This window comes from Streptomyces sp. NPDC048254, from assembly GCF_043201895.1.
GTDB lineage: Bacteria > Actinomycetota > Actinomycetes > Streptomycetales > Streptomycetaceae > Streptomyces.
Window position 1 is genome coordinate 1,074 of the sequence record NZ_JBICZJ010000044.1, and the last position, 13,171, is coordinate 14,244.

Below are 13,171 nucleotides of genomic sequence, written 5' to 3' on the forward strand. Positions count from 1 at the left end.
GGTGGCTACGGTCGGCGTGATGACAACCGTGGTTCCCGCCCGGCGTTCCAGCGGGACGACCGTGGGGACCGGGGTGGCTTCCGCCGCGACGACCGTGGCGACCGTCCCGCCGTCCGTCGTGATGACCGCGACGACCGCGGCGGGCGGAGTGACTTCCGTCGGGACGACAACCGGGGCGGCGGCGGCTACCGCGGGCGCGACGACCGTCGGGATGACCGGCGTGATGACAACCGGCGTGATGACAATCGTGGTGGTGGCTACGGTCGGCGTGATGACAACCGTGGTTCCCGCCCGGCGTTCCAGCGGGACGACCGTGGGGACCGGGGTGGCTTCCGCCGCGACGACCGTCCCGCCGTCCGTCGTGATGACCGCGACGACCGCGGCGGGCGGAGTGACTTCCGTCGGGACGACAACCGGGGCGGCGGCGGTTACCGCGGCCGGGACGACCGGCGCGACGACCGTCGGGACGACCGGCGAGGCGACGACCGGCGTGGCGGCGGTTACGGACGTCGTGACGAGCGTGAGCGCGACCGGGACCGGGAGCCGATCAAGCGCCTGCCGATCCCGGAGGACGTCACCGGCGACGAGATCGACAAGGACGTACGCCAGGAGCTGCAGAGCCTGCCCAAGACGCTCGCGGAGGACGTCGCCAAGAACCTGGTGATGGTCGCGCGGCTCATCGACGAGGACCCCGAGGGCGCGTACGGCTACTCCAAGGTGGCCCTGCGTCTGGCGTCCCGTGTCGCCGCCGTGCGTGAGGCCGCCGGGTTCGCCGCGTACGCGAACCAGAAGTACAGCGAGGCGCTCGCCGAGTTCCGGGCCGCGCGGCGGATGACCGGCAGCGCGGACCTGTGGCCGGTGATGGCCGACTGCGAGCGTGGGCTCGGGCGGCCGGAGAAGGCGCTGGACATGGCCGGAGCCCCCGAGGTGCACAAGCTCGACAAGGCCGGCCAGGTCGAGATGCGGCTCGTCGCCGCCGGTGCCCGGCGTGACATGGGGCAGCTGGACGCGGCGATCGTGACGCTGCAGAGCCCCGAGCTGGCGTCCAACTCCGTACAGCCGTGGACCGCGCGGCTGCGGTACGCCTACGCCGACGCCCTGCTCGCGGCCGAGCGTGTGGGCGAGGCGCGGGAATGGTTCGCCAAGGCCGTCGAGGCCGACCGGGACGGCAGCACGGACGCCTCCGACCGGCTGGCCGAGCTGGACGGGGTCGAGTTCGTCGACGCCCTGAACGACGAGGCCGAGGACGAGGCCGAGGTCACGGTCACGGACGAGGAAGCGGCCGAGGACACGGACGTCGACGTGGACGACGACGCGGACGAGTCCGAGGAGTCCCTCGGCGAAGCCGCGACCGACTCCGAGGCGGACTCCAAGGCCGCGGCCAAGTCCGCGACCGAGGCAGAGGCCGAGGCCGAGGCAGAGGCGGAGACCGAGATCGAGTCGAAGTCCGAGGCCGACAAGGACTGATCACGGCGTTCGACAGAGGGCAGGCTCCGACCGGGGCCTGCCCTCTCTCGTTCTCGTCGCCGTTCTCAGCCGTTCTCAGCCGTTCTCAGATGTCGAGCGCCCGCAGCACCAGTCCCGACGCCGGCTTCGGGCCGAAGGACGTCGACTTGCGGGGCATCGTCACGCCCTGGCGGGCCAGGTCGCGGACGACCTCCTCGTGGACCGGGTGCAGGAGGACGGCCGTACTGCCGGCACGTTCCGCCTTGGCGACCGTCGCCGCCGCGTCGTGGATGTACGCGATGTGCGCGTTCGAGTCCTCGGGGATGCGCCAGACGTGGTCGAGGAGCGTGGCGTGCAGGACGGTCGCGTCGAGCGTGCGCCAGGCGGCCGGGCGGTCGGCGGGGATCGTACGGGCCAGGAGATCCGGGTCCGGGCGGTCGACGAGGTGGAAGGTCCCGTCGCCGGCCAGCAGGAACGCGTTGCCGGCGCAGGCCGCGTCCGCGAGCGCCTCCTGGGCCTGCGGCAGGGGGACGTCGAGCCGTCGTACCCGGAAATGGTCCTGTAGGGCCGCCAGGGCGTCCGCCACCGGCAGGCCGTGCAGCAGGCGGTGGATGGCGCGGACACGCAGCGGGTAGCGCGCGGTGTCGACCAGGAGGACCAGGCCGTAGTCCCAGGGGCTGGGGGAAGCGTGCTCCGCGCGTAGACGCAGGTAGGTGGCCCAGCGGTGATGGCCGTCGGCGATCAGGGCCTGGTGGTGGGCCAGGTCGGACTGGACACGTGCCACCTCGGAAGGGTCGGTGATCGACCAGAGGCGGTGGTGGAAGCCGTCCTCCGTGGTGGTGGCCAGGAGCGGGGGGCGGTCGGCCGCCGCTTCGACGACCTCGGCGGTCGTGCCGTTGCCCCGGTAGGTCAGGAGAAGGGGTTCGAGGTTCGCGGAGGTCGCGCGCATCAGGGCCGCGCGGTCGGCGACGACCGGGGGCATGACCTCCTCGTGCGGCAGCACCACGCCCTCCGACGGTTCCGAGATCCGCAGCGCGCCGATGACCCCGCGCTGGAGCATGCCGTTGCCGTCGTGCTGCTCGTAGACGTACAGGCCGGGTTCGGGGTCCGTGGTGAGGATGCCTTCGGCCTGCCAGCGCTTCAGCGTGTCGGCCGCCTGCTCGGTACCGGCGCTGGGGGTACCTGCCTGGGGCAGGATCAGACGGACGATGTTGTGCGGGTCGGCGGACTGGAGGTGGTGTACGCCGTCGGGGCGTACGACGACGTCGTACGGCGGGGAAGTGACGGCGGCGAGGCTGCCGACCCGGTCGGGGTCGTAGCGAAGGCCTCGGAACGGGTTGAGTTCCAGGCCTCGGCGCTCCGTTGCTTCCGAGTGACCTGCAGTGTTCATCCCGGCATCGTACGTGTGTCAGTGGCGTGCGGGATGATCGATGGGGAAAGGCGGGACAACGAAGAGTGACGAGGAGCGATGAGGAATGAGCCAGGGTGTCGGGACTGGTCCCGAGGGCAGTGAACAGGCTCTGAGCACGGCGTATGACACGGCGCTGCTCGATCTGGACGGCGTGGTGTACGCGGGCGGCAGCGCGATCGAGCACGCAGTGGAGTCGCTGGCGGCGGCGCGCGCGGGCGGGATGCATCTGGCCTACGTCACCAACAACGCGCTGCGCACGCCGGACACGGTGGCCGGGCACCTCACCGAGCTGGGGATCCCGACCGGCGCGGATGACGTCATCACCTCGGCGCAGGCGGTCGCACGGCTGATCAGCGAGCAGGTGCCGGCGGGTGCGCGGGTGCTGGTGATCGGCGGCGAGGGGCTGCGGGTCGCCCTGCGGGAGCGCGGGCTGGAGCCGGTGGACTCCGCCGACGACGACCCGGCCGCCGTCGCGCAGGGGTACGGCGGCCCTGACCTGGCGTGGGGGCGGTTCGCCGAGGCGTCGTACGCCGTCGCGCGCGGGGTGCCCTGGTTCGCGTCCAACACCGATCTGACGATTCCCAGCGGGCGCGGGATCGCGCCGGGCAACGGCGCGGCGGTGGAGGTTGTCCGGATCGCGACGGGAGCCGAGCCGCAGGTGGCCGGCAAGCCGCTGCCGCCGATGCACCGGGAGACGGTCCTGCGGACGGGTGCGAAGCGGCCGTTGGTGGTCGGGGACCGGCTGGACACCGACATCGAGGGCGCGTTCAACGGCGGGGTCGACTCGCTGCTCGTCCTGACCGGTGTCACCGACGGGCCGCAGCTGCTCGCCGCGCCGCCGCAGCACCGGCCGACCTATGTCGACGCCGATCTGCGGGGGCTGCTCACCGGACAGCCGGAGGTCACGGCGGCGGGCGACGGCTACCGGTGCGGTGGCTGGACGGCCACGGCGGGGGCTGACCGGCTGGAGCTGGCGGGGGACGGCGAGGCCCTCGACGGGCTGCGGGCGCTGTGCGCGGCGGCCTGGACGGCGGCCGGGGACGGCTCCTGCGAGTTGGACGGAGGCAAGGCGCTGGCGCGGCTGGGGCTCTGAGGCCACGCCGCCCACCCCCTGCTCACCGGACCGGGCATCGATCCGATGAGAGGGTAGGCTAACCTAACCGGGTGTTGGTCGACAGTCCTCCCGAACAGCGCGCGGAGACCGCCCCCGCGCCCCCAACCCGCCGGGCGATACGGACCCTTGGGCTCCTCGTCTCCGTCGTGATCCTGCTGCTCGTCGCCCTGGCGAGCATCGCGATCGGAGCGAAGGAGCTGCCGCTGGACCAGGTCTGGCACGGCCTGTTCCACGGCACGGGGACCTACGGCGACGTGGTCGTCGACGAGCGGCTGTCCCGGACCGTCCTCGGTCTGCTGGCCGGCGCCGCCCTCGGCCTGTCCGGGGCGGTGCTCCAGGCGCTCACCCGCAACCCGCTCGCGGACCCCGGACTGCTCGGCATCAACGCGGGCGCGTCGGCCGCGGTCGTCACCGCCATCACCTACTTCGGCGTCACCACCCTCAACGGCTATGTATGGTTCGCCTTCTTCGGGGCGGCCGCCGTGGGCGCGCTGGTGTGGTTCCTGGGCGGCAGCCGGGGTGCCACCCCGGTCCGGCTGGCGCTGGCCGGCACGGCGATCAGCGCCGCGCTCTACGGCTATCTCCAGGCCGTGATGATCACGGACGGCGCGGCGCTCAACAAGTGGCGGTTCTGGACGGTCGGTTCGCTGGCCTCCGCGAACGACTCGACGATCGTGCAGGTGCTGCCGTTCCTCGCGGTCGGCACCCTGCTCGCCCTCGGCCTCGCCCGGCCGCTGAACGCGGTGGCGATGGGCGACGACACCGCCCGCGCCCTCGGCGCGAACCTGGGCCGCACCCGGGCCCTCGCCATGCTCGCCGCCGTCGTGCTGTGCGGCGCGGCCACCGCGGCCTGCGGCCCGATCGCCTTCGTCGGCCTGATGGTCCCGCACGTCGTGCGTTCCTTCACCGGCCCCGACCTGCGCTGGATCCTGCCGTACGCGACGATCCTGTCGCCCGTGCTGCTGCTCGGCGCCGATGTCGTCGGCCGGATCGTCGCCCGCCCCTCGGAGCTCCAGGTCGGCATCGTCACCGCGATCATCGGCGGGCCGGTCTTCATTCTTCTCGTACGACGGCGGAGGACGGCCCAGCTGTGAGGAACACTGCTGTGAAGACCACTGCTGTGAAGACCACTGCTGTGAAGACCACCGCTGTGAAGAACACGCGTAACACGCGTACTCTGCGCACCCCCGGCGGGCTCTCCCTGCGGACGGACCTGCGGGCGCTGGTCGTCGTGACCGTGCTGCTGCTGGCCGCGTGTGCCGCGAGTGTCGTGCTGATCGGCACCGGCGACTTCCCGATCTCCTTCGGCGATGTGGTGAAGACGCTGGCCGGCAACGGCACCGCGGGCCAGGACTTCATCGTCAACGAGCTGCGGCTGCCGCGCGTGCTGGTCGGTCTGCTGGTCGGCGCCTCGCTCGGCCTCGGCGGCGCGCTGTTCCAGGCCATCTCGCGCAACCCGCTCGGCAGCCCGGACGTCCTCGGTCTCTCCCAGGGCGCGACGTCCGGCGCGCTCGTCGTCATCGTGCTGACGTCCGGGGGCGCCTCCCAGGTCACGTTCGGCGCGCTGGTCGGCGGTCTGCTGACCGGTCTCGCCATCTATCTGCTCGCCTGGAAGCAGGGTGTGCACGGCTACCGGCTGGTCCTGGTCGGTATCGGTGTCTCCGCGGTCGTCACCGCCGTCAACGGCTATCTGCTCACCAAAGCCGACTTCGTCGACGCGACGCGCGCGGTCGTCTGGATGACCGGCTCCCTCAACGGCCGGGACTGGAGCCAGGTCTGGCCGCTGCTCGCGCTGTGCGCGGTCCTCGTTCCGCTGGCCCTCGGCAACGCGCGCGGCCTCAGGATGATGGAGATGGGCGACGACGTGTCCAACGCGCTCGGGGTGCGTGTGGAGCGGGTACGGCTGCTGCTGATGGTGTCGGCCGTCCTGCTGACCGCGGCCGCCACCGCGGCCGCGGGCCCGGTCAGCTTCGTGGCGCTCACCGCCCCGCAGCTCGCCCGCCGTCTCACCCGCTCGCCCGGCCCCAACCTGCTGCCCTCCCTCTGCATGGGCGCCACCCTGCTGGTCACCGCCGACTGGGCCTCCCAGCGCGCCTTCGGCGCCGACCAGCTGCCCGTGGGCGTGGTCACCGGCGTCCTGGGCGGCCTCTACCTGCTCTGGCTCCTCGTCACCGAACGCAAGGCGGGCCGGATATGAGCGCGAACCCCCAGACAGACAGCAAGAGGAGCACAGTGAACCGCCTGTCCGCCGAGAACGTCACCCTCGCCTACGACCAGCGTGTCATCGCCGAGCGGCTGTCGGTGGAGATCCCCGACAACTCCTTCACCGTGATCGTCGGCCCCAACGCGTGCGGCAAGTCGACGCTCCTGCGGGCGCTGTCCCGGATGCTCAAGCCCAGCCAGGGCCGGGTACTGCTCGACGGGCAGGTCATCCAGTCGATGCCGGCGAAGAAGGTCGCCCGCACCCTCGGCCTGCTGCCCCAGTCGTCCGTCGCGCCCGACGGCATCACCGTCGGCGACCTGGTCGGCCGCGGCCGCTACCCGCACCAAAACCTGCTGCGTCAGTGGTCCGCCGAGGACGAGCGGGTGGTCCAGGAGTCGATGGCCCAGACGGGGGTCGCCGAACTCGCCGACCGGTATGTCGACGAGCTGTCCGGTGGTCAGCGGCAGCGCGTGTGGATCGCCATGGCGCTCGCCCAGCAGACGCCGCTGCTGCTCCTCGACGAGCCGACCACCTACCTGGACATCCAGCACCAGATCGACGTCCTCGACCTCTGCGCCGAGCTGCACGAGCAGCAGGGCCGGACGCTGGTCGCCGTGCTGCACGACCTCAACCACGCGGCCCGCTACGCCACCCATCTCATCGCCCTGCGCGACGGCGAGGTGATCGCCGAGGGCGCCCCGAACGACATCGTCACCGCGGAGCTGGTCGAGGACGTCTTCGGGCTGCGCTGCCAGATCATCGACGACCCGGAGACGGGGACGCCGCTGGTGGTGCCGGCGGCCCGGAAGGCACGTACGCGGGTCACGGTCACAGAAGCTTCCTGAGCCGGAACAGGTCCAGCAGGTTCGCGTCCAGCTTCACCCGGCCCGAGCCCCAGGCCCCGGCGAAGTTCAGCTCGCCGTCGACCAGGGCCACCAGGTCGTCGCCGGCCATGGCCAGCCCGATCTGCGCCTTCTCCCGCGGCGGCCCGGGGAACGTCTCCTCCACCTCGATCCGGCCGCCGGTGAGCCGGCCGGCGAAGGTGACGTCCAGGTCGGTGATGTGGCAGCTGACCGTGCGGTCCATGGCGGCGGCCGCGCGGACGTCGCCCTCGGCGCCGCCCATGGTGTGGGAGAGCTTGTCGAGTGCGGCGCGGCACTCCTCGATCGTGGCCATCGCGACCGACGGTACCCCAGCGGTTCGAGGTAGCGTCGGGGCATGACCGACTCTGTGCCCGAGGGCCGGGTGGCGGAGACGGCGGAAGCGGTCCCGGCCGAGCCCGAGTACGACCCCGCCGCCCCTGCCCCGCTGAACGTCCCCCGCACCCCCACCGGCAACGCCGAGGTCGACGCCCAACTCGACCGGCTGGGCGACACCGACCACCTCGCCACGGACGGGCATCTGGAGGTGTACGAGGATGTACACGGGGGGCTGCGCGACGCGCTCACCGCGCTCGACACCCGCCCGGGACCCCCGGCGCCCGAACCGCCCTACGGCAACAGGGCGCCCGCACCGTCGTACCACCAGAGCAGGAGCTGAACCGAACGTGGCAGGAGTCGCACGTCGCCGTCTGGACGCGGAGCTGGTCCGCCGGAAGCTGGCGCGTTCGCGCGAGCACGCCGGCCAGCTGATCGCCGCCGGGCGGGTCACCGTCGGCAAGACCCTGGCGACCAAGCCGGCCACCCAGGTGGAGACCGCCGCGGCCATCGTCGTGCAGTCCGACGACAACGACCCCGAGTACGTGTCCCGGGGCGGCCACAAGCTGGCGGGGGCGCTGGCCGCGTTCGTCCCGCAGGGGCTCGTGGTCGAGGGACGGCGGGCGCTGGACGCCGGCGCGTCCACCGGAGGCTTCACCGACGTGCTGCTGCGCGCGGGCGCCACGCAGGTCGTCGCCGTCGACGTCGGATACGGACAACTCGCCTGGTCTCTGCGGAGCGATGAACGCGTCACCGTCAAGGACCGTACGAACGTACGCGAGTTGACGCTTGAAGCGATCGATGGGGAGCCTGTGGATCTTGTCGTGGGTGATCTGTCCTTCATCCCGCTCGGGTTGGTGCTGCCGGCCCTGGCGCGGTGCGTGAAGCCGGACGCCGACCTGGTGATGATGGTCAAGCCGCAGTTCGAGGTGGGCAAGGAGAGGCTGGGCAGCGGGGGAGTCGTACGGAGTCCGCAGCTGCGGGCGGAGGCCGTGCGGGGGGTCGCCGAGAAGGCGTGGGAGCTGGGACTCGGGACGAACGGTGTCACCGCCAGTCCGCTGCCCGGGCCGTCCGGCAATGTCGAGTACTTTCTGTGGCTGCGGGCCGGGGCACCCCGACTGGACCCGGCCGACGTTGACCGTGCAGTGGCGGAGGGGCCGCGTTGACACAGAACCGAGCTCGTACTGTTTTCCTGCTGGCCCACACCGGGCGGCCTGCGGCGATCCGCAGCGCCGAACTCGTGGTCAAGGGCCTGCTGGCAGCCGGAGTCGGCGTACGGGTCCTGGATTTCGAGGCCCGCGACCTGCCGCTCCCCGAGGAGGTCGAACTCGTCGAGGAGGCCTCACCGCACAGCCTCGACGGCTGCGAGCTGCTGATCGTGCTCGGCGGTGACGGCACGCTGCTGCGCGGCGCCGAGTTCGCCCGTGCCTCCGGGGTGCCGATGCTCGGCGTCAACCTCGGCAGCGTCGGGTTCCTCGCCGAGGCCGAGCGGGACGACCTCGACAAGGTCGTGGACCGGGTGGTGAGCAAGGCGTACGAGGTCGAGGAGCGGATGACCGTCGACGTCGTCGTGCACCGCAACGGGGACATCGTGCACACCGACTGGGCGCTGAACGAGGCGGCCGTGCAGAAGGCGGGCGCCGAGAAGCTCCTCGAAGTCGTGCTGGAGATCGACGGGCGGCCGGTGACCGGGTTCGGGTGCGACGGCATCGTGCTGTCGACGCCTACCGGGTCCACGGCGTACGCGTTCTCGGCCGGCGGGCCGGTGGTGTGGCCGGAGGTGGAGGCGCTGCTGATGGTGCCGATCTCCGCGCACGCGCTGTTCGCGAAGCCGCTGGTGACCTCGCCGGACTCGGTGCTGGCGGTGGAGGTGCTGCCGCACATCCAGCCGGGCGTGCTGTGGTGCGACGGGCGGCGGACCGTCGAGCTGCCGCCCGGGGCGCGGGTCGAGGTGCGGCGGGGGGCGGTGCCGGTGCGGCTGGCCCGCCTGCATCACGCGTCGTTCACGGACCGGCTGGTGGCCAAGTTCGCGCTGCCGGTCTCCGGGTGGCGGGGGGCGCCGCAGTAGCGGTTCGCGGCGGGTGGCTGGGGAACTTCGACGGCTGCGGGTGGTTCGTGGTTGCTCGCGCAGTTCCCCGCGCCCCTTTGGGGCGCACCTCCACTCGCCCGGGTGACAGGGGGCCTCGCACTTCGTCGGCCGGACCTCGTAAGGTCTTCTCCGTGCTGGAAGAAATGCGGATACGGTCCCTCGGAGTCATCGACGACGCTGTCGTCGAGTTGTCGCCGGGGTTCACCGCCGTCACCGGTGAGACCGGTGCGGGCAAGACCATGGTGGTCACCAGCCTGGGGCTGCTGCTCGGTGGGCGGGCCGATCCCGCGCTCGTGCGGATCGGCTCCGAGAAGGCGGTGGTCGAGGGGCGGCTCACCGTGCCCCCGGGCACCTCCGCGGTCGTACGGGCCGAGGAGGCCGGCGCCGAGCTGGACGACGGGGCGCTGCTGATCAGCCGTACCGTTTCCGCCGAGGGCCGTTCCCGGGCGCACCTGGGCGGCCGGAGCGTGCCCGTGGGGCTGCTCGCCGAGCTCGCCGACGACCTGGTGGCCGTGCACGGGCAGACCGACCAGCAGGGGCTGCTGAAGCTGTCCCGGCAACGGCAGGCCCTGGACCGGTACGCGGGCGACGGGGTCACCGTGCCGCTCGCCAAGTACAGCGAGGCCTACCGGCGGCTGCGGGCCGTGGCGGTCGAGCTGGACGAGATCGTCACCCGGGCGCGTGAGCGGGCCCAGGAAGCCGACATGCTGCGCTACGGGCTCGACGAGATCGCCGCCGTGGAGCCGCGGGCCGGCGAGGACGTCGAACTCGCCGAGGAGGCCGAGCGGCTCGGGCACGCCGAAGCGCTCTCGTCGGCCGCGACCGCCGCGCACTCCGCGCTCGCGGGCAACCCCGAGGACCCCGAGGGCATCGACGCGGCCACCCTCGTCGCGGGCGCCCACCGCGCCCTGGAGGCCGTACGGTCGCACGACCCGGCGCTGGCCGCGCTCGCCGACCGGATCGGCGAGGTCGGGATCCTGCTCGGCGATGTGGCGGGCGAACTCGCCGGGTACGCCGACGACCTCGACGCCGACCCGCTGCGGCTCGCGGCGGTGGAGGAGCGGCGCGCCGCGCTCACCGCGCTCACCCGCAAGTACGGCGAGTACGGCGACGGCATCGACGCGGTGCTGGCGTGGGCCGAGCGGGGCGCCTCACGGCTGACCGAACTCGACGGCGACGACGAGCGGATCGACGAGCTGACCGCCGAGCGCGATGCCCTTCGTGCGGAACTGAGCGGACTCGCGCAGGCGTTGACCGACGCGCGTACCGAGGCCGCCGAGCGCTTCGCGGCCGCCGTCACCGCCGAGCTGGGCTCCCTCGCGATGCCGCACGCGCGCGTGTCCTTCGACATCAGGCAGACCGAGGACCCGGAGGGCGTGGAGGTCGGCGGGCGTACGGTCGCGTACGGCCCCTCGGGCGCCGACGAGGTCGAACTGCTCCTCGCCCCGCACCCCGGCGCCCCGCCCCGCCCGATCGCCAAGGGCGCCTCCGGCGGTGAGCTGTCCCGCGTGATGCTCGCGGTGGAGGTCGTCTTCGCGGGCACCGACCCGGTCCCGACCTACCTCTTCGACGAGGTCGACGCGGGCGTCGGCGGCAAGGCGGCGGTCGAGATCGGGCGCCGGTTGGCGAAGCTCGCCAAGTCGGCGCAGGTGGTCGTGGTCACGCACCTCCCGCAGGTCGCCGCCTTCGCCGACCGGCAGTTGCTGGTCGAGAAGACCAACGACGGCTCGGTCACGCGTTCGGGCGTGAAGGTCCTGGAGGGCGAGGAGCGGGTCCGGGAGCTGTCCCGGATGCTGGCCGGCCAGGAGGACTCGGAGACGGCACGGGCTCACGCGGAGGAACTGCTCGCCACCGCCAGAGCGGACGCCTGAGGCGCCCCTTCGGGGGCGCGGGTCCGGTGTCGGCAGGCGGTGCCGGGTGAGCGCGACGACGCGCCCACCCGGCCGCACGCGAGCCCGAGCCTGCGCCCGCTCGGCTTGCCGTACTGTCACTCTCACGGGTGACACACTCCGGCGCATGCCCCGCCCCGCCCCGGTATGCCCCTCCCCGGAGCCCCGCAGTGCCCCCCTCGGCCCGATACCTTCTCTTCGTACCCTCGTGACCGTCCCGACGCCGAACACAGGAGCCCGGCTGCGTGAGCCCCGTGAGCAGCAACGCATCGCACGGTCAGTCACCGCTGCGCACCGTGCAGGTGCTGGGCGGTGGCAACGCCGGCAGCAGTGCGCACGTGCGTTCGCTCGCCGCCGGTCTTGTCGCACGGGGCGTGCGGGTCACGGTGTGCGCCCCTGTCGAGGCCGACCGCGCCTACGACTTCTCGGGCGTCGGCGCCGACCATGTCCATGTGCCGCGCAGCAGTGACCCGGGGTCGGTGGCCGCGCTGCGTGCGGCCTGTACCGACGCCGACCTGGTGCACGCGCACGGTCTGCACGCCTCCTTCCGCGCCGTGCTGGCACTGAGCGGCCGCCGTACCCCGCTCGTCGTCACCTGGCACAACCGGGCCGAGGCCGAAGGCGCCCGGGCGCATCTGCTGCGGATGCTGGAGCGGCGGGTGGTGCGGACGGCCGCCGTGGTGCTGGGCACCACCTCCGACCTGGTGGACCGGGCCCGCCGTACCGGCGCCCGGGACGCGCGGCTCGCCGCCGTGACGCTGCCCGGTCTGCGGCGGCCCGCGGAGCAGGAGGACGCGGACCGGCTGCGGCCCAAGGTCCGGGCCGAACTCGGCGCCATGGGGCGGCCGTTGCTGATCGCCGTCGGCTCCCTCGACCAGCAACGCGGCTACGACGTCCTGCTGGACGCGGCGCGTGCCTGGTGCCGGCTCGATCCGGTACCGCTGCTCGTCATCGCGGGGGAGGGGCCGCTGCGTACGGTGCTGCAGCGGCGGATCGAGGACGAGGAGCTGCCCGCCCGGCTCATCGGCCGCCGCGAGGACGTCACCGAACTGCTCGCCGCCGCCGATCTGGCACTGCTGCCCAGCAGTTGGGAGTCGCGTTCGGTGCTCGCCCAGGAGGCACTGCACGCGCGCGTGCCCCTCGTCGCGACCGCCGTCGGCGGTATCCCCGACCTGGTCGGCGACGCGGCCGAACTCGTGCCCTACGGCGACGCGACCGCCCTCGCCGGCACCGTACTGCGACTGCTCGGCGACCCCGAACGCTGCGAGGAACTGCGGGAGAAGGGCGCCCGGCAGGCGGCGAGCTGGCCGACGGAGGACGAGACGGTGACCCAAGTGCTCAGCGTCTACGACGAGTTGACCCAGCCCCGGCCGCTGTAGCCGCTAGGCCCTGTCGTTTGGATCAGGCCGGCTATGAGGTGCGGCGCCTTTCGACCGACCCGAGCGGGGTGTGGTGCGTGCAACTGCAAGGCGGAGGAGGCGTAGCCGATCAGCCGCTGCCGCGGCGGGCGACGCGGTGGGGGCACCCCCGGCCGAAGGCTGGGGGACGCCGGCGAGTGACGACAACGCCGCTGGGGGTCCCCCCTCTGGGGGAGGGCGTGCCACACCCCGCGACGCCGGGATGATCCAAACGACCGGGCCTAGTAGTGCTTCGTTACGTCGGGTGATCTCGCCTGGTAGTGGGCATCGTCTTGGTATGAGGCTGGGGGAAGTGGAACGGCTCCGGGGCGAGTTATCGGAGTTCGTTGCCGATGTGTTCGGGTCGTTGCCGCGGCGGGATCAGCGGCGGTGGGGCGAGTGCTATCTGCGGGGCCTGATGCTGGA

General features: G+C 72.7%; 12 protein-coding genes. 10 read left to right on the plus strand and 2 right to left on the minus strand.

Annotated elements, in window-relative coordinates; genetic code table 11:
- The first annotated feature begins 555 nt into the window (after positions 1 to 555).
- Positions 556 to 1,467: a hypothetical protein gene (locus ACGFZQ_RS51975; protein WP_393846478.1), complete on the plus strand. Its 912-nt coding sequence runs from the start codon at positions 556 to 558 to the stop codon at positions 1,465 to 1,467.
- 85 nt (positions 1,468 to 1,552) lie between these two features.
- Here the strand turns inward: ACGFZQ_RS51975 and ACGFZQ_RS51980 are convergent, their stop codons facing one another.
- A complete protein-coding gene (locus ACGFZQ_RS51980) occupies positions 1,553 to 2,836 on the minus strand; it encodes a DUF1015 domain-containing protein (RefSeq protein ID WP_393846473.1) in 1,284 nt (427 codons plus the stop codon).
- A gap of 85 nt (positions 2,837 to 2,921) precedes the next feature.
- Between ACGFZQ_RS51980 and ACGFZQ_RS51985 the strand changes: the two genes are divergently transcribed.
- From ACGFZQ_RS51985 to ACGFZQ_RS52000, 4 genes are all read left to right on the plus strand, one after another.
- Positions 2,922 to 3,950, plus strand: coding sequence for an HAD-IIA family hydrolase (locus ACGFZQ_RS51985; RefSeq protein ID WP_393846474.1), 1,029 nt, complete (start codon positions 2,922 to 2,924; stop codon positions 3,948 to 3,950).
- A 71-nt stretch (positions 3,951 to 4,021) separates the two neighbouring features.
- Positions 4,022 to 5,065, plus strand: coding sequence for a FecCD family ABC transporter permease (locus tag ACGFZQ_RS51990; RefSeq protein ID WP_393846475.1), 1,044 nt, complete (start codon positions 4,022 to 4,024; stop codon positions 5,063 to 5,065).
- A 56-nt stretch (positions 5,066 to 5,121) separates the two neighbouring features.
- On the plus strand, positions 5,122 to 6,168 hold the full coding sequence (locus ACGFZQ_RS51995; RefSeq protein WP_393846479.1) for a FecCD family ABC transporter permease: 1,047 nt from the start codon (positions 5,122 to 5,124) through the stop codon (positions 6,166 to 6,168).
- Positions 6,165 to 7,019, plus strand: coding sequence for an ABC transporter ATP-binding protein (locus ACGFZQ_RS52000; protein ID WP_393846476.1), 855 nt, complete (start codon positions 6,165 to 6,167; stop codon positions 7,017 to 7,019). The genes ACGFZQ_RS51995 and ACGFZQ_RS52000 overlap by 4 nt, the downstream gene beginning before the upstream one ends.
- Here the strand turns inward: ACGFZQ_RS52000 and ACGFZQ_RS52005 are convergent.
- On the minus strand, positions 7,003 to 7,350 hold the full coding sequence (locus tag ACGFZQ_RS52005; protein ID WP_351699480.1) for a sterol-binding protein: 348 nt from the start codon (positions 7,348 to 7,350) through the stop codon (positions 7,003 to 7,005). The genes ACGFZQ_RS52000 and ACGFZQ_RS52005 overlap by 17 nt on opposite strands.
- A gap of 42 nt (positions 7,351 to 7,392) precedes the next feature.
- Between ACGFZQ_RS52005 and ACGFZQ_RS52010 the strand changes: the two genes are divergently transcribed.
- From ACGFZQ_RS52010 to ACGFZQ_RS52030, 5 genes are all read left to right on the plus strand, one after another.
- Entirely contained in the window at positions 7,393 to 7,713 is a 321-nt protein-coding gene (locus tag ACGFZQ_RS52010; RefSeq protein WP_393846477.1) for a hypothetical protein, read from the plus strand.
- A gap of 7 nt (positions 7,714 to 7,720) precedes the next feature.
- Complete coding sequence (locus ACGFZQ_RS52015) at positions 7,721 to 8,536, plus strand: TlyA family RNA methyltransferase (RefSeq protein WP_351740281.1); 816 nt, start codon at positions 7,721 to 7,723, stop codon at positions 8,534 to 8,536.
- On the plus strand, positions 8,533 to 9,438 hold the full coding sequence (locus ACGFZQ_RS52020; RefSeq protein WP_351699486.1) for an NAD kinase: 906 nt from the start codon (positions 8,533 to 8,535) through the stop codon (positions 9,436 to 9,438). The genes ACGFZQ_RS52015 and ACGFZQ_RS52020 overlap by 4 nt, the downstream gene beginning before the upstream one ends.
- 164 nt (positions 9,439 to 9,602) lie before the next feature.
- A complete protein-coding gene (recN, locus tag ACGFZQ_RS52025; RefSeq protein WP_393846480.1) occupies positions 9,603 to 11,330 on the plus strand; it encodes a DNA repair protein RecN in 1,728 nt (575 codons plus the stop codon).
- Positions 11,331 to 11,593: 263 nt separating this feature from the next.
- The gene (locus ACGFZQ_RS52030; protein WP_351740279.1) at positions 11,594 to 12,727 is read left to right on the plus strand and encodes a glycosyltransferase family 4 protein; all 1,134 of its coding nucleotides are present in this window, start codon (positions 11,594 to 11,596) and stop codon (positions 12,725 to 12,727) included.
- Positions 12,728 to 13,171 lie beyond the last annotated feature (444 nt).

Coding starts and splice junctions, on each gene's coding strand:
- recN (WP_393846480.1), top strand. CDS start 9,603: ATGCGGATACGGTCCCTCGGAGTCATCGACGACGCTGTCGTCGAGTTG.
- ACGFZQ_RS52000 (WP_393846476.1), top strand. CDS start 6,165: ATGAGCGCGAACCCCCAGACAGACAGCAAGAGGAGCACAGTGAACCGC.
- ACGFZQ_RS52005 (WP_351699480.1), bottom strand. CDS start 7,350: ATGGCCACGATCGAGGAGTGCCGCGCCGCACTCGACAAGCTCTCCCAC.
- ACGFZQ_RS51985 (WP_393846474.1), top strand. CDS start 2,922: ATGAGCCAGGGTGTCGGGACTGGTCCCGAGGGCAGTGAACAGGCTCTG.
- ACGFZQ_RS51980 (WP_393846473.1), bottom strand. CDS start 2,836: ATGAACACTGCAGGTCACTCGGAAGCAACGGAGCGCCGAGGCCTGGAA.
- ACGFZQ_RS52010 (WP_393846477.1), top strand. CDS start 7,393: ATGACCGACTCTGTGCCCGAGGGCCGGGTGGCGGAGACGGCGGAAGCG.